We start from the raw sequence: 15,239 nt of genomic DNA, 5'->3' as shown, positions 1-15,239 counted from the left end.
CTCGCGGAAACCGGGGCCGCCGATCTTGAGCCAGGGAGTTGGAGCACATGGACACCAGGCCGCTGCTGAACCGACGGCTGGCCGGGATGGGCACGACGATCTTCGCCGAGATGTCCGCCCTCGCCACCGCCACCGGCTCCATCAACCTCGGCCAGGGGTTCCCGGACACCGACGGGCCCGCCTCGGTGGCCCGCGCCGCCGCCGACGCCGTACTGGCGGGCCGGGGCAACCAGTACCCGCCCGGCCCCGGCATCCCGGAGCTGCGCACCGCGATCGCCGAGCACCAGCAGCGCTTCCGCGGCCTCGCCTACGACCCGGACACCGAGGTGCTCGTCACCGCCGGCGCCACCGAGGCGATCGCCGCCGCCCTGCTGGCCCTGCTCGAACCGGGTGACGAGGTGATCGCCCTCGAACCCTTCTACGACTCCTACGCCGCCTGCATCGCCATGGCCGGCGCCGTCCGGGTGCCGCTCACCCTGCGTGCCCCGGACTTCCGCCCCGACCTGGAGCGGCTGCGCTCACTGGTCACCCCGCGCACCCGCCTGCTGCTGCTCAACTCCCCGCACAACCCCACCGGCCTGGTGCTCTCCCCCGGGGAACTGGCCGCGATCGCCGACCTGGCGGTCGAGCGCGACCTGCTGGTGGTCACCGACGAGGTCTACGAGCACCTGGTGTTCAGCGGCGCCCACCACCCGATCGCCGCCCTCCCCGGCATGCGCGAACGCACCGTCTCGATCTCCTCGGCCGGCAAGACCTTCTCCTTCACCGGCTGGAAGGTCGGCTGGGTCACCGCCTCCGCGCCCCTGGTCGCCGCGGTCCGCACCGCGAAGCAGTACCTGACCTACGTCAGCGCCGGCCCTTTCCAGTACGCCGTCGCCGACGCGCTGCGGCTGCCCGACGACTACTTCGACGGGTTCCGCGCCGATCTGCTGCGCAAGCGGGACCTGCTCGCCGACGGGCTGAGCGCGGCGGGCTTCCGGGTGTTCCGACCGGAGGGCACCTACTTCATCACCACCGACATCACCCCGCTGGGTGAGAAGGACGGCATCGAGTTCTGCCGCTCCCTGCCCGAGCGGTGCGGCGTGGTGGCGATCCCCAACGCCGTGTTCTACGACGACACCGACGCCGGCCGGCCGCTCGTCCGCTTCACCTTCTGCAAGCAGATCGAGGTCCTGGAGGAGGCGGTCATCCGACTCGGTCGACTCTGACCGTCGGGTGGAACGCTTCGCACGTCCTGACGAATAGTCAATTCGCCTACCGGGGCGGCCCTTTACCCCCCGGGAGGAATTCCGCGCGGCCCTGCCGGCCCTGCCCTCCCCGTTCCGCGCCCCGCGCGCCCGGCGCGGGGAGGGGCGGGGCGCGCAAGCCTCGCGAGCAGCGCGCGACCAGCGTGCACGGCGCACACACCGGGGCGAGGGGCGCGCGCTGTGCAGAGTCGCACACCGGCTCGATCAGAGCAGGGAAGCCGGGGTGCTCGAAACGGTGAATGCTTGACAAAGTTGGGTAAATCACCGACGGACCCGGCGTATTCATGCTTCTCTGCTGCTGACTCTCCAGCCGGAATCCTTCCTTCCACGGTCGGCCGCGCCCTGGACCGCACAGCCACGAACAGCCTCGCCTTTGCCTGGGCCTACTCGCTGCTGCACGGCGGGCGCGCACGGAGCTGAAACGCGGAGCCGAGCATGCTCACCACACTGCAGACCTCCTACACGGACACCCGCGCCGGTGACCTGGCCTGGTGCCTGGGCGGCGAACCGCTGCCCGCTCTCGCAGTCCGCGACCTGAGACTCGCCAGTGCCGGGCGCCCCGGTCCGCCCGGCACCCTCCAGTTGCGCCTGCTGGGCGCCTCGCACCAGGTGGTGATCGCCGCCGGGCCGGGCAGCTGCCTGGAGACCGTCGCCTGCCTGCCCGGCCGCCGGACCCCGCTGCCCGCCCGGGTGGCCAAACAGGTCGACGGCTGGGAGTACGAGTTCGCGGCCCGGATCGAGGCGCTGCCACCGCACGATTTCGCCGCCCGTGCCCAGGAGTTGCTGGCCCTGGTCGAGGGGCATCCACGCGGCCTGGCCGGCGTCTTCCCCGGCGACCCGAGCGCCTTCACCGCACTGGTCACCCAGGGTGGTGCGGACCGGCTGCTCTGGCGCACCTGGCACGCCTATCCGCAGGAGGGCCAATTGGTCTGTACACGGTCCTCGCTGGTGCTGACCCGATGATCGCGGCCGCCGGTCCCGGTGCCGCCATAGCTCCGCACATCGGCTTTCATTCGCACGCAGGAACGATTCGTCAACCTGTCGTATCGCACTGTCCGTCGAATGGACGCAGCCATCCGTACCGAACGTCGCCTAGCGTTTGTTCGTGATCAACCATCCGGCCGGTCCACCCGCACAGCCGGGACTCGACCTCGACGACGGCAGCCCACCCCGGCCCGGGCGGAGCCTGACCCCTCTGCCCGCCCGCCGCAGAGCCCGGCTGCGCGCGTACCCGGCGCTCGCCCGGCTCACCGTGCTGCTGGCCGCGTTCGTCTGCGCGGCCTGCGGACTCGTCTACGAGCTCGAACTCGTCGCACTCGGCAGCTACCTGCTCGGGGACTCGGTCACCCAAACCTCCGTCGTGCTCTCCGTCATGGTGTTCGCGATGGGCCTGGGCTCGCTGCTCGCCAAACGGTTCACCCGGCGCCCGGCCACCGCCTTCGCCCTGGTCGAATGCGCGCTCGCGCTCACCGGCGGGCTCTCCGTCCTCGCGCTGTACTCCTGCTGGGCCTGGATCGGCCGGTACCAGGCCGCGATGATCGGTCTGACCTGCCTGATCGGCGTCCTGATCGGCGCCGAGATCCCGCTGCTCATGACGCTCGTCCAACGGATCCGCCGGGAGGACGCCGGGCGGGCCGCGGCCGACCTCTTCGCCGCCGACTACGTGGGCGCGCTGATCGGCGGCCTCGCCTTCCCGTTCCTGATCCTGCCCCTCTTCGGGCCGGGCACCGGCGCCCTGGTCACCGGCGCCGTGAACGCCGTCGCCGGGGCCGCCGTGGTGCTCTGGCTGTTCCGCGAGGAGCCCGCGCCACGCACCCGGCTGCTGCTCTGGGGCGGCTGCGTCCTCGTCCTGGCCCTGCTCGCCGCGGCCGCCGCCTGGTCCGGCGCGGTCGAGCGCGCCGCCCGGCAGGCCATGTACGGCGGACAGGTCCGCTTCGCCGCCCAGAGCCGGTACCAGGAGATCGTGCTCACCGGCCCCGCCGAGGGACCGCTCCGGCTCTACCTGGACGGGCGGCTCGCGATCTGCGGGCCGGACGAGTACCGGGGCAACGAGGCCCTGGTCCACCCCGCGATGGCCGCCGGACCGGACGGCCGGGTCCTGCTGCTGGGCGGCGGCGACGGACTCGCCCTGCGGGAGGTGCTGCGGCACAGCGGGGTCCGCTCGGTCCTGGTCGTCGACGCCGACCCGGCCCTCAGCCGGCTGGCCCGGACCGACCCGGGCCTGGCCGCGCTCTCCGGCCGCTCCCTGGACGACCCCCGGGTCCGGACCGCGACGGCGGACCCGCTGGAGTGGCTGCGCGGCGTACGGCCCGGCAAGGACGCCTTCGACGTGGTGCTCGCCGACCTGCCCAGCCCCGCCGACAGCGGAACGGTGACGTTCCACTCGCAGGAGTTCTACGGCCTCACCACCCGACTGCTCGCGCCCGGCGGACGGCTCGCCGTCCGGGCGGGCGACGAGCCCGACGGCCTCTGGCAGGTCGAGTCCGGCCTGCGGGCGGCCGGGCTGCGGACCGTCCCGTACGCCGTCCAGGGCGGCCCGGCCGCGAGCTGCCGGCCCGGCCCGCCGGACAGCCAGGCCTTCCTGCTCGCCGCGGCCGCCCAGCCCCCGCTCACCCTCGCCCCGGACGCCCCGCCGCCCCGCGCGCTCACCGCGGACGCCCTGCGGGCCGCCTCCGCCCGCCTCACCGCCCTCCGCCCGGCCCGCCCACCCGCCGCGCTGACCCTGCTGGGGCCGCGCTGACGGGCGGCGCTGACGGGCGGCGCTGAGGGCCGAGGGGCGCCGGCCCCGGCCCGGAGTGGACAGAAGCGGGCGGGCCCGGGCCACAAGCGGTCGGCGGCGGGCCCGGGTGCGGCCGGTCGGGGACGTCCGGACGGCAGGTAGGGGCCACCACGGGGACCACCGGGGGTTCGGTCGGTAGGCTCCGTGACATGGAGCATGAGGTTGTCGTCCCGATGCCGGCCGAGCTGGTCCGGCAGGCCCTGCAGGATCCGGCTCTGCTGGCCCGGTGCGTGCCCGGGCTGAGCCCCGAGCCGACCGCCGCCGGCAGCGGGCCGGCCGACGAGATCGGCGGGCGGCTGAAGCTGCGGATCGGCACCTCCACCATCACCTACAAGGGCGTGCTGTCGCTGATCGAGGGGCGCGAGGGCGTCCTCACCGTGTTCGCCGAGGGCCAGGAGGTGCGCGGCAGCGGTGAGGCCACCGCGACGCTGCGGGTCAGCACCGCCGAGGGCGGCGGGGGCGGTACCGCGCTGGTCCGCTTCATCGGCGATCTGAGCGCCACCGGCCGGCTCACCGAGTTCGACGGGGAGACCCTGGCCGCCGCCGGCCGCCGGCTGCTCGACCGGTTCGCCGCCGCCCTCGCCTCCCCGGACACGGCCGTGGACGTGGACGTGGACGTCGATGCGGACGCTGACGTGGACGCTGACGTGGACGTCGATGCGGACGCCGAGGCGGAGGCCGTCACGGACACCACCGCGGCTCCGGAGGCCGACACCGCCGAGGACGCGGAGACGGACACGGCCCCGGAGGCCGACACCGACACCGCCGAGGACAGCGCGGCGGACGCGGACGCGGAGACGGAGACGCCCCCGGAGGCCGACGCGGACACCGCCGAGGACACCGAGGAGACCGCCGAGGAGCCCACCGCCACCGTGCTCTTCCTGGACGACCACCAGGACAACCCCGGCGACGACCTCGACGACGACCTCTCCGACCTGATCGCCTTCTCCGACGCCGACGCCGAGCGCTTCGGCCTCCCCACCGGCGGTGACCGCGACGAGGAGGACCCCGAGGAGGCCGCCGCCGACGTGGACGGTCCCGCCGCCGGGGCCGGGGACGGGGACGGGACCGGCACGGAACTCCCCGCCGACCTGCCCTTCGGCTACGAGCAGGAGCCGGTCCTCAGCGGCCCGGTCCGCCGCAGCATCGTCGGCCGCTCCGCCGAGGAGGTCGACCACGCCCCGCCGCGCGGCCCCTACGCCCCCGCCCTGCCGGCCCGCAGCGCGCGGGCCCGGGCGGCGTCCCGCTGGGGCGGCGAGGCGGGCGGCATCGTGGTGCCGGGTCCGGGCGGCCGCAGCGCGGTGCCGTGGATGATCGGCGGCGGTGTGGCACTGATCGGCGGCGCCGTGGTGCTGGTCAGGGCCCTGCGCCGACGCTAGGAGGACCACCACCCCGGAGGGCCCGTCGTCCAAGTCCCGTTCTTCCCGTCGGTGCCCGGGCACGCACCGCGCCGCGTTGTCGTCGGTCGCCGATGGCCCCCAGCCTTCGGCCGGGAGGCGCCCCCACCGCCTGGACTCCCTCCTCCGCCCTGCGGTGCACAGACCCGGGCGCCGGCGGGACCGCCCTCCGGGCGGACGACGCCACTGGGACGACAGGCCCTAGACTGAACGCTCATGAGCAACGACCGCGACGCCCTGCTGGCACAGATCAAGGACAAGGCCGTCGTGCACGGCAAGGTCACCCTTTCCTCCGGCAAGGAGGCCGACTACTACGTCGACCTCCGCCGGATCACGCTGGACGGCCAGGCCGCCCCGCTGGTCGGCCGGGTGATGCTGGACGCGACCGCCCACCTGGAGTACGACGCCGTCGGCGGTCTGACCCTCGGCGCCGACCCGGTGGCCGCCGCGATGCTGCACGCCGCCGCCGCGCGCGGCCGCGAGCTGGACGCGTTCGTCGTCCGCAAGGCGGGCAAGGCACACGGTCTGCAGCGCCGGATCGAGGGCCCGGAGGTCAAGGGCCGCCGGGTGCTGGCCGTCGAGGACACCTCCACCACCGGTGGCTCGGTGCTGACCGCCGTCGAGGCGCTGCGCGAGGCGGGCGCCGAGGTGGTCGGCGTCGCGGTGATCGTGGAGCGCGGTGGCGCCGCCGCGGTCGAGGCGCAGGGCCTGCCCTACGTGACCGCGTACGACCTGGACGACCTGGGCCTCTGACCCGCTCGGGCCGGTAGCACGGCGGAACGGCCGGGGCCGGGTCCTGTTTCACGTGAAACAGGACCCGGCCCCGGCCGTTCGTCGTGAGGGCGCTCAGCCGCGGCGGTGGCGCCCGGCACCCGCCTGCGCGGTCTCGGCCTCGGTGGCCTCGGCACCGCCGGCCTTCTTCTTCCGGCGCTCGCGCACCACCTCGACCAGGATCGGCGAGATCGACAGCAGCACGATCAGCAGCACCGCCGGGATCAGGTACTTGTCGATCACCGGGGCGAGCGCGTCACCGAAGAAGTAGCCGATCAGCAGCATCGACTCGGTCCACAGCACACCGCCGATCACGTTCCAGAGGAAGAACGTCCGGGCCGGCATCTCCAGGGTGCCCGCGACCGGGTTCAGGAAGGTCCGCACGATCGGCATGAAGCGGGCCAGCACCACGGCCTTGCCCGGCCCGAACTTGTTGAAGTACTCCTCCGCCTTCAGCACGTACTCGCGCCGGAAGATCTTCGACTCGGGCTTGTCGAACATCTTCGGCCCGACCTTCACCCCGATCAGGTGCCCGAGCTGGGCGCCCGCGACGGCGGCCAGCGGCGCACCGATCAGCAGGGCCGCGATCGGCAGCTTCGTCCCCTCCCCGAGCACCGACGAGGCGGCGTTCGAGGAGGCGACTCCGGCGATGATCAGCAGTGAGTCGCCCGGGAAGAAGAACCCGACCAGCAGGCCGGTCTCGGCGAAGATGATCGCGATCAGCCCGATGGCGCCGAGGGACGAGATCAGTGATTTGGCGTCGAGCAAGTTGACGGCCAGCTGGTTGTAGTCCACGGGCGCAGGATAGCGGGCCCGTATTGACGCGGACCTCCGCCCGGGGGGCGAGACGTCCGTCATCCCTTCGTCGCATCTGGTCGGCCGTCCCGACAGGCGGGCCACATGGTGGTGCCAGGGCCCGGGATGGGAAGATGGCTCCGGCGTCCGGACCGCGGTCGCAACACCCTCATTGTCGTACCGCGGTGGCCGCGTCGAACCTTGGTACAGGTGGCCGCCCCGCAGAGCCGCGCGTTGGCCCCGGTACCCCGGAGTCGTCACAGAGGCGTACACAGCGTCGGACAGCACCGTCCGTACGCCGCAACCCGACAGGAGCGGATTCGCATGCCCATCGCAACTCCCGAGGTCTACAACGAGATGCTCGACCGGGCCAAGGCGGGCAAGTTCGCCTACCCGGCCATCAACGTCACCTCGTCCCAGACCCTGCACGCCGCGCTGCGCGGCTTCGCCGAGGCCGAGAGCGACGGCATCATCCAGATCTCGACCGGTGGTGCGGAGTTCCTGGGCGGGCAGCACAACAAGGACATGGTGACCGGCGCCGTCGCGCTCGCCGAGTTCGCCCACGTGGTCGCCGCCAAGTACGACATCACCGTCGCGCTGCACACCGACCACTGCCCCAAGGACAAGCTGGACGGCTACGTCCGCCCGCTGCTGGCGGTCTCCGCCGAGCGCGTGGCCAAGGGCCTCAACCCGCTGTTCCAGTCGCACATGTGGGACGGCTCCGCCGAGACCCTGAAGGACAACCTGTCCATCGCCGAGGAGCTGCTGGCCCAGGCCGTCGCCGCCAAGATCATCCTTGAGGTCGAGATCACCCCGACCGGCGGCGAGGAGGACGGTGTCACGCACGAGATCAACGACGAGCTGTACACCACCGTCAACGACGCGGTGCGCACCGCCGAGGCGCTGGGCCTGGGCGAGAAGGGCCGCTACCTGCTGGCCGCCTCCTTCGGCAACGTGCACGGCGTCTACAAGCCGGGCAACGTCGTCCTGAAGCCGGAGCTGCTGCGCGAGCTGCAGGACTCGATCGGCGCCCAGTACGGCAAGAAGGACCCGTTCGACTTCGTCTTCCACGGCGGCTCGGGCTCCACCGCCGAGGAGATCGCCACCGCGCTGGAGAACGGCGTCGTGAAGATGAACCTGGACACCGACACCCAGTACGCCTTCACCCGCCCGGTCGTGGACCACATGTTCCGCAACTACGACGGTGTGCTGAAGGTCGACGGCGAGGTCGGCAAGAAGAACACCTACGACCCGCGCACCTGGGGCAAGCTGGCCGAGGCCGGCATGGCCGCCCGCGTGCTGGAGGCCGCCCAGCAGCTGCGCTCGGCCGGCAACCGCCTGAAGTAGGCACCACCCGGGAGCCGCGCCGCTCACCGCCGCCGGTCCCCCGCCCATGGCCCCCAGTGGTTCACTGGGGGCCATGAGTATTCACCAGAACCTCCTCGGGGGTCCGCCCCCGACGCACCTGCCCGCCGAGCCCGCTCCGCTGGAGCTGCTGGCCGGCGGCGCCTCCCCGGCCGAGGTCGCGGCGAAGTACCCGACCTCCTCGCTGGCCTGGGCCCAGCTCGCCGACGACGCCTTCGCCGCCGGCCGCACCGTCGAGTCCTACGCGTACGCCCGCACCGGTTACCACCGCGGGCTGGACTCGCTGCGCCGGGCGGGCTGGAAGGGCCACGGCCCGGTGCCGTGGGAGCACGAGCCGAACCGCGGCTTCCTGCGGGCACTGCACGGGCTCGGCCGGGCCGCCGCGGCCATCGACGAGAAGGAGGAGGCCGAGCGCTGCGCCCAGTTCCTCCGGGACAGCTCGCCGACCGCCGCCGCCACGCTGGGCTGACCACCCCGCGACCCTCCGTAGCCACCACCGGGCCGACCCGCCCGCACCGGCCGCCCCGTCCCGCCCCTTCCGGCGGGACGGGGCGGCCTCCTTCCGTGGTGCATACGCGGTATGTGGACATCCACCGGGTCTCCGTGTCAGGGTGTTCGGGCGAGGGGGGCGCACGTACGTTCGACGGCTCCGCGACCCCACCGGTCCGACAGGAAGCCTCACCGTGCCCGCAGCCAGACCCGACCAGCGCGACTCCCGCCGCCGGAGAGCCGGTCGGCGGCGCCGCCCCGGGATGATCGCCGCACTGACGGTGGCGGTGGCCGTCCTCGGGGTCACGCTCGTCATGCTCGACCGCCCCGAGCCCCGGCCTGCCGCCGGGCAGACCGCGCAGGGCCGGATCCCCCCACCCGACGTGCGCACCCCGTCCCCGCCCGCCGCGCCGCCCGCCGCCCCGGCCACCGGGGCGCCGACCCCGACGCCTACGCCTACACCGACCCCGACGCCTACGCCGGCACCCACCGCGACGCCCAGCAGCACCGCGCCCGGTGCCCCGGACCCCGGCCCGGCCGGCGGCGCGGGCACCTTCACCGTCGCCCAGGGCGCGGCCGCACCGGTCGGCAAGGGCACCGTCCGCCGCTACCGGGTGGAGGTCGAGGACGGTATCGGCATCGACCCGGCCGCGGCCGCCGCGCAGGTGCAGAGCATCCTCGCCGACCCGCGCGGCTGGACCAACGACCGCCGCAACGGCTTCCAGCTGGTGGCCGGCGGCGCGTACGACTTCACCGTGAAGATCGCCTCGCCGGACGCCGTGGACCGGATCTGCGGGGCCGCCGGCCTGAACACCCGCGGCGAGGTGAACTGCAACGTCGGCAACCAGGTGCTGGTCAACGTCAAGCGCTGGAACACCGGTTCACCACAGTTCAGCGGGCCGATCGACGAGTACCGGGCGCTGATCGTCAACCACGAGGTGGGCCACCGGATCGGCCACGGGCACGAGACCTGCCCGGGCAGGGGCAGGCCCGCGCCCGCGATGATGCAGCAGATCTACGGCCTCAAGGGCTGCGTGCCCAACGCCTGGCCGTACGCGGCGGACGGCGGCTACCTCGGCGGCCCGTCGGTGCCCTGACCGGGGCGCCTGACCGGGCGTCCGGCCGGACCGGGACGGATCCGATACCTGTTCACCGACCGCCCGGCACACGGCCGTTCTAGGCTGATCGCATGACAGCAGACCGCACCGCGACCGGACTCCGCCGCACCCTCGTCGTGGCCGGCACGGCGGGGCTCCTGCTCGGCACGGCCGCCTGCTCCTCCTCCGGCGGCGTGACCGGCACCGGCAGCCTCTCCTACGACCACGTCCGGTCGACCGCCCAGGGGCTGGCCGGGACCGACCCGTGCCCGTTCGGTCTGGACCTCCCGGCGGCCCTGAAGTCGGCCGGGATCGACCGGCCGGTGACCCCCGGGGCCAAGGACGAGCCGGCGGTCGGCACCGACCTCGGCAACGGCAAGCCGCCCGAGCCGTGGCCCTCCGGTGTCTCCGCCCCGCCCGGAATGGCCTCGATCCCGGCCACGCCCCCGAGCGCCTGGGTGACCTGCACCTACACGGTCGGCGCCACCCCGGTCCGGATCGACCTGCTGGCCGTCCCGGAGAACGGGCCCGTGGTCAACATGATGCTGCCGTCCATCCAACGCGCCGGCAATCTCGGCGTGGACCAGCTGAAGCAGTTCGCCGACGAGCAGCCGACGGCCGGCCGGACCAAGGTCACCCCGGGCGCCGCGTCGGTGGGCGTGGCCCGGGTGGCGGCCAAGGGCAAGGGCGACATCGCCCTGACCCTCTCCCAGGACACCGTGAACGCCACGCTGGAGCCCGCCCTGACCGGTGAGGCGCTCCGGAAGGCCACCGAGCAGCTCGCCGCCCAGCTCCACCCCTAGGCCCCGTCCGGCCGGGCCTGTCCGAGGACCGGCAGATAGGCCGCGAGGTCACTGCGCTCGCCGCTGGCCGACAGCGCGGCGGCGTCCACCGCGGCGGCCCAGCCCGTCCGGCCGCTGGCGAGCCGGATCCAGGTCAGCGGGTCGGTCTCGACCACGTTCGGCGGGGTGCCCCGGGTGTGCCGGGGGCCCTCGACGGCCTGGACCACGGCGTACGGCGGGATCCGCAGCTCGACGGCCCCGCCGGGGGTGCGGTCGGCGAAGGCGTCGGCCAGCAGCCGGGTGACGGCGGCGAGCGCCTGGCGGTCGTGCGGGAAGCCGGCCGGGCCGAGCGCGTCGGCCAGGTCGTCGGCGTGCACGACCGTCTCCACCAGCCGGGTCACCAGCAGGTCGGAGAGCAGCATCGAGCCCAGCCGGATCTCGAACCGCCGCTGCGGGTCGGCGACTTCGGGCCGGTCCAGGGCGGCCAGCAGGGCGTCGGCGGCCCGGTCGAAGGCCGTCGCCACGGCCGCCGGGGAGCCCCCGAACTCCGCGGCCGCGTGCTCGCGCGCCCCGGCGTCCAGCAGCGGGGCGACCTCGGCGACCCGGGACACCCAGCCCAGCAGGTCCAGCGGCGGCCGCCCCTCCAGCGGGTCGTCGAGGTGGGCGGGCACCCAGTCGAGCTGGACCGCCAGATGGGCCAGCAGCTCGCGCACCGACCACCTCCCCACCCGGGTCGGCCGGGCGAGCAGCAGCTCGGCCGCCGGGTCGGCGCAGAGGTCGCGGACGGCGGTGCGCAGCGCCCCGGTCTGCGCGGCGAGCGCGGCGCGCACCTTCTGGGGCTGGTACGTACGGGACTTGGGAGGCATGCCCCGCAGCGTACGCCGAAGGGCGGCCGGCCCCGGGGGGTCGACCGCCCTTCGGTCGTCGGCCCGCTCGCCCCAAGGACGACCGGGCCCGCCGTGTCAGGCGAGCAGAGCCTCGATGACGCCGGTGTGGGCGTCCGTCAGCTCGGCCAGCGAGACGGTGAACTGGCCCTGGACGTCCAGGACATCACCGTCGACCACACCGATCCGGGTGGCCGGCAGGCCACGCGCGGTGCACATGTCGTTGAACCGGAGCTCCTCGCTGCGCGGCACCGCGACGACCGCGCGGCCGGCCGACTCGGAGAACAGGAACACGAACGGGTCCTGGCCCTCGGGCACGATGATCCGGGCGCCGTGGCCACCCTTGAGGCAGCTCTCCACCAGCGCCTGGCCCAGGCCGCCGTCGGAGAGGTCGTGCGCGGCGTCGATCATGCCGTCGCGCGAGGCGGCGATCAGGATCTCACCGAGCAGCTTCTCGCGGTCCAGGTCGACCTTGGGCGGCAGGCCGCCGAGGTGGTCGTGGACCACCTGCGTCCAGGCCGAACCGCCCAGCTCGTCCTCGGTGTCACCGAGCAGGTAGACCAGCTGGCCCTCCTCGGCGAAGCCGATCGGGGTGCGCCGGGTGACGTCGTCGATGACGCCGAGCACCGCGACCACGGGGGTCGGGTGGATGGCGGTCTCGCCGGTCTGGTTGTAGAGCGAGACGTTGCCGCCGGTGACCGGGGTGCCGAGCGCCAGGCAGGCGTCGGCGAGACCCCGGGTGGCCTCGGCGAACTGCCACATCACGTCCGGGTCCTCGGGGGAGCCGAAGTTGAGGCAGTCGGAGATCGCGAGCGGCTTGGCACCGCCGGCCGCGACGTTGCGGTACGCCTCGGCGAGGGCCAGCTGGGCACCGGTGTACGGGTCCAGCTTGGTGTAGCGGCCGTTGCCGTCGGTGGCGACCGAGACGCCGAGGTTGGTCTCCTCGTCGATCCGGATCATGCCGGAGTCCTCGGGCACCGAGAGGACGGTGTTGCCGAGCACGTAGCGGTCGTACTGGTCGGTGATCCACGCCTTGGAGGCCTGGTTCGGGCTGCCGGCGACCTTGAGCAGGTCGGCCTTCAGGCCCTCGCCGGTGGTCGGGCGGGCGAGCCGCTCGGCGCTCGGGGCGTCGGCCTGCAGCGCGTCCTGCCAGCTCGGGCGGGCGTACGGGCGCTGGTAGGTCGGGCCCTCGTGGGCGACGGTGCGCGGCGGCACGTCGACCACCAGCTCGCCGTGCCAGAAGATCTCCAGCCGCTCGCCCTCCGTCACCTCACCGATGACGGTGGCGATGACGTCCCACTTCTCGCAGATCTCCAGGAAGCGGGCGACCTTGCCGGGCTCGACGATGGCGCACATGCGCTCCTGCGACTCGCTCATGAGGATTTCCTCGGGCGAGAGCGTGTTGTCGCGCAGCGGCACGGTGTCGAGCTCGATCCGCATACCGCCGGAACCGGCCGAGGCCAGCTCGGAGGTGGCGCAGGAGAGGCCGGCGCCGCCGAGGTCCTGGATGCCCTTGACGAGCTTCTCGGAGAAGATCTCCAGGGTGCACTCGATGAGGAGCTTCTCCTGGAACGGGTCGCCGACCTGGACGGCCGGGCGCTTGGCCGGGCCGGTGGCGTCGAAGGTCTCGGAGGCGAGCACCGAGACACCGCCGATGCCGTCGCCGCCGGTGCGGGCCCCGTAGAGGATGACCTTGTTGCCGGCGCCGGAGGCCTGCGCGAGGTGGATGTCCTCGTGCTTCATCACGCCCACGCAGAGCGCGTTGACCAGCGGGTTGCCCTGGTAGCAGGAGTCGAAGACGACCTCGCCGCCGATGTTCGGCAGGCCCAGGCAGTTGCCGTAGCCGCCGATGCCCGCGACGATCCCGGGCAGCACGCGCCGGGTGTCCGGGTGGTCGGCCGCACCGAACCGCAGCGGGTCCATCACGGCGACCGGGCGGGCGCCCATCGCGAGGATGTCGCGCACGATGCCGCCGATGCCGGTGGCCGCGCCCTGGTAGGGCTCGATGTACGACGGGTGGTTGTGCGACTCGACCTTGAAGGTGACCGCGTAGCCCTGGCCGACGTCGACCACACCGGCGTTCTCGCCGATGCCGACGAGCATCGCGTCGTTCTCCGGCACCTTCTCGCCGAACTGCTTCAGGTGCACCTTGGAGCTCTTGTAGGAGCAGTGCTCCGACCACATGACCGAGTACATCGCGAGCTCGGCGCCGGTCGGGCGGCGTTCGAGGATCTCCCGGATGCGGGTGTACTCGTCCTCCTTGAGGCCGAGCTCGGCCCACGGCTGGGCGGCGTCCGGGGTCTGCTCGGCGTTCTTGACGGTGTCGAGGGTCATCAGGCGTTCACCAGCTGCTTCAGGACGGAAGTGAAGAAGCCGAGGCCCTCGGTGGTCGGGCCGGTGAGCGGCTCCACGGCGTGCTCCGGGTGCGGCATCAGGCCGACGACATTGCCGGCGGCGTTGGTGATGCCGGCGATGTCGCGGTACGAACCGTTCGGGTTGACGTCCAGGTAACGGGCGACCACCCGGCCCTCCGCCTCCAGCGCGTCCAGGACGTGCTCGTCGGCGACGAAGCGGCCCTCGCCGTTCTTCAGCGGGACGACGATTTCCTGGCCGGCCGTGTAATCCCGGGTCCACGCGGTGCCGGCGTTCTCGATCCGCAGCTTCTGGTCGCGGCAGACGAAGTGCAGCGAGTCGTTGCGGGTGAGCGCGCCGGGCAGCAGGTGCGATTCGCACAGCACCTGGAAGCCGTTGCAGATACCGAGAACCGGCATTCCCAGCTTCGCCTGCTCGATGATGGTGTCCATCACGGGCGAGAAGCGGGAGATGGCGCCGCAGCGCAGATAGTCGCCGTAACTGAATCCGCCGGGCAGGACGACGGCGTCGACCTGGTGGAGATCCTTGTCACGGTGCCAGAGCGCGACCGGCTCGGCGCCGGCCAGGCGGACCGCGCGCTGGGCGTCGCGGTCGTCGAGGGAACCGGGGAAAGTGACGACGCCGACTCGGGTGGTCACTTGGCGTCTCCGACGACGGAGGAGGGGACCGATGTCTCGGTCTCCTCGACGCGGACGGTGAAGTCCTCGATCACGGTGTTGGCGAGAAAGGTCTCGGCGGCTTCGCGGATACGGGCGAGCGCGGCGTCGTCGACCGGGCCCTCCAGCTCCAGCTCGAAGCGCTTGCCCTGGCGGACGTCGGCGATCCCGGTGAATCCGAGACGGGGCAGTGCGCGCTGCACCGCCTGTCCCTGGGGGTCGAGGATCTCCGGCTTGAGCATGACGTCGACTACGACGCGTGCCACTGGCACTCCCGGTGGTGTCTTCGTGAGGCGGGGGAACTCCAGACTACCGGGGGTTTCGGGCGACTTTGCTGGCCGGGGAGGGTGACGCGCGTAGACTCACGACCCTTACGCCGCAAGGGCTCCGACTCACCGGACTCCCCGGCGGTCACCCCATTTCAGCGGATTCGGCGGCCCGCGCGAGAACGGCCGAAGAGCACCCGAATACCGGCACTCCGGACAGATCGGCCAGCCGAGTGCACCGGGTATCCGGCACTCCGCCGAAGACACGTGAATATACGGAAAAGAAAGCCGGACTCTTCGATTTCGACCCGCTTCGGGTGCAGAATAGGGCCACCTGC

General features: G+C 73.1%; 14 protein-coding genes. 9 read left to right on the top strand and 5 right to left on the bottom strand.

The annotated features are described in order from the left end of the window. Positions 1 to 47: 47 nt before the first annotated feature. From ACIQTO_RS00970 to pyrE, 5 genes are all read left to right on the top strand, one after another. A complete protein-coding gene (locus ACIQTO_RS00970) occupies positions 48 to 1,208 on the top strand; it encodes a pyridoxal phosphate-dependent aminotransferase (RefSeq protein ID WP_402381119.1) in 1,161 nt (386 codons plus the stop codon). A gap of 474 nt (positions 1,209 to 1,682) precedes the next feature. Next, complete coding sequence (locus ACIQTO_RS00965; protein ID WP_402381116.1) at positions 1,683 to 2,210, top strand: DUF2617 family protein; 528 nt, start codon at positions 1,683 to 1,685, stop codon at positions 2,208 to 2,210. Between the two features lie 145 nt (positions 2,211 to 2,355). After that, positions 2,356 to 3,987, top strand: coding sequence for a polyamine aminopropyltransferase (locus ACIQTO_RS00960; protein ID WP_402382686.1), 1,632 nt, complete (start codon positions 2,356 to 2,358; stop codon positions 3,985 to 3,987). A gap of 188 nt (positions 3,988 to 4,175) precedes the next feature. Then, positions 4,176 to 5,405 (top strand): hypothetical protein, encoded by a 1,230-nt coding sequence (locus ACIQTO_RS00955; RefSeq protein ID WP_402381114.1) that lies wholly within the window; start codon positions 4,176 to 4,178, stop codon positions 5,403 to 5,405. A gap of 234 nt (positions 5,406 to 5,639) precedes the next feature. Next, a complete protein-coding gene (gene pyrE, locus ACIQTO_RS00950; RefSeq protein ID WP_402381112.1) occupies positions 5,640 to 6,176 on the top strand; it encodes an orotate phosphoribosyltransferase in 537 nt (178 codons plus the stop codon). A 93-nt stretch (positions 6,177 to 6,269) separates the two neighbouring features. Here pyrE and ACIQTO_RS00945 read toward each other — a convergent pair whose 3' ends face one another. Then, positions 6,270 to 6,989: a DedA family protein gene (locus tag ACIQTO_RS00945; RefSeq protein WP_402381109.1), complete on the bottom strand. Its 720-nt coding sequence runs from the start codon at positions 6,987 to 6,989 to the stop codon at positions 6,270 to 6,272. Between the two features lie 324 nt (positions 6,990 to 7,313). On the opposite strand from ACIQTO_RS00945, the gene fbaA reads away from it, so the two are divergent. The 4 genes from fbaA (at position 7,314) to ACIQTO_RS00925 (ending at position 10,743) form a co-directional block, all read left to right on the top strand. Continuing rightward, positions 7,314 to 8,336, top strand: a complete 1,023-nt coding sequence (gene fbaA / locus ACIQTO_RS00940) for a class II fructose-bisphosphate aldolase (protein ID WP_402381106.1) — start codon at positions 7,314 to 7,316, stop codon at positions 8,334 to 8,336. A gap of 73 nt (positions 8,337 to 8,409) precedes the next feature. Further along, positions 8,410 to 8,823, top strand: coding sequence for a DUF3151 domain-containing protein (locus ACIQTO_RS00935; protein ID WP_352288463.1), 414 nt, complete (start codon positions 8,410 to 8,412; stop codon positions 8,821 to 8,823). A 214-nt stretch (positions 8,824 to 9,037) separates the two neighbouring features. Further along, complete coding sequence (locus tag ACIQTO_RS00930; RefSeq protein WP_402381103.1) at positions 9,038 to 9,940, top strand: DUF3152 domain-containing protein; 903 nt, start codon at positions 9,038 to 9,040, stop codon at positions 9,938 to 9,940. 92 nt (positions 9,941 to 10,032) lie between these two features. After that, positions 10,033 to 10,743 carry a hypothetical protein gene (locus ACIQTO_RS00925; protein ID WP_402381100.1) on the top strand — a complete coding sequence of 237 codons (711 nt, stop codon included), beginning with the start codon at positions 10,033 to 10,035 and terminating at the stop codon, positions 10,741 to 10,743. On the opposite strand, the gene ACIQTO_RS00920 is transcribed toward ACIQTO_RS00925, so the two are convergent. The 4 genes from ACIQTO_RS00920 to purS form a co-directional block, all read right to left on the bottom strand. Next, positions 10,740 to 11,588, bottom strand: a complete 849-nt coding sequence (locus ACIQTO_RS00920) for a sterol carrier family protein (RefSeq protein ID WP_402381097.1) — start codon at positions 11,586 to 11,588, stop codon at positions 10,740 to 10,742. The genes ACIQTO_RS00925 and ACIQTO_RS00920 overlap by 4 nt on opposite strands. A gap of 96 nt (positions 11,589 to 11,684) precedes the next feature. Then, complete coding sequence (gene purL / locus ACIQTO_RS00915) at positions 11,685 to 13,940, bottom strand: phosphoribosylformylglycinamidine synthase subunit PurL (RefSeq protein WP_402381095.1); 2,256 nt, start codon at positions 13,938 to 13,940, stop codon at positions 11,685 to 11,687. Beyond that, positions 13,940 to 14,617 carry a phosphoribosylformylglycinamidine synthase subunit PurQ gene (gene purQ / locus ACIQTO_RS00910; RefSeq protein ID WP_402381093.1) on the bottom strand — a complete coding sequence of 226 codons (678 nt, stop codon included), beginning with the start codon at positions 14,615 to 14,617 and terminating at the stop codon, positions 13,940 to 13,942. Before purQ ends, purL begins: the two co-directional genes overlap by 1 nt. Beyond that, positions 14,614 to 14,901 carry a phosphoribosylformylglycinamidine synthase subunit PurS gene (gene purS / locus ACIQTO_RS00905; protein WP_402381091.1) on the bottom strand — a complete coding sequence of 96 codons (288 nt, stop codon included), beginning with the start codon at positions 14,899 to 14,901 and terminating at the stop codon, positions 14,614 to 14,616. The genes purQ and purS overlap by 4 nt, the downstream gene beginning before the upstream one ends. Positions 14,902 to 15,239: the final 338 nt, after the last annotated feature.

The sequence above is a fragment of the Kitasatospora sp. NPDC091207 genome (assembly GCF_044768625.1).
Classification (GTDB): Bacteria; Actinomycetota; Actinomycetes; order Streptomycetales; family Streptomycetaceae; genus Kitasatospora.
Note: the sequence above shows the minus strand (reverse complement) of the source record. Positions and strands in the feature narration are given on the sequence as shown.

Excerpts from the sequence above, each read along its gene's own strand:
- ACIQTO_RS00970 (WP_402381119.1), top strand. The coding sequence starts at position 48 with ATGGACACCAGGCCGCTGCTGAACCGACGGCTGGCCGGGATGGGCACG.
- ACIQTO_RS00965 (WP_402381116.1), top strand. The coding sequence starts at position 1,683 with ATGCTCACCACACTGCAGACCTCCTACACGGACACCCGCGCCGGTGAC.
- ACIQTO_RS00955 (WP_402381114.1), top strand. The coding sequence starts at position 4,176 with ATGGAGCATGAGGTTGTCGTCCCGATGCCGGCCGAGCTGGTCCGGCAG.
- pyrE (WP_402381112.1), top strand. The coding sequence starts at position 5,640 with ATGAGCAACGACCGCGACGCCCTGCTGGCACAGATCAAGGACAAGGCC.
- fbaA (WP_402381106.1), top strand. The coding sequence starts at position 7,314 with ATGCCCATCGCAACTCCCGAGGTCTACAACGAGATGCTCGACCGGGCC.
- ACIQTO_RS00935 (WP_352288463.1), top strand. The coding sequence starts at position 8,410 with ATGAGTATTCACCAGAACCTCCTCGGGGGTCCGCCCCCGACGCACCTG.
- ACIQTO_RS00925 (WP_402381100.1), top strand. The coding sequence starts at position 10,033 with ATGACAGCAGACCGCACCGCGACCGGACTCCGCCGCACCCTCGTCGTG.
- ACIQTO_RS00920 (WP_402381097.1), bottom strand. The coding sequence starts at position 11,588 with ATGCCTCCCAAGTCCCGTACGTACCAGCCCCAGAAGGTGCGCGCCGCG.
- purL (WP_402381095.1), bottom strand. The coding sequence starts at position 13,940 with ATGACCCTCGACACCGTCAAGAACGCCGAGCAGACCCCGGACGCCGCC.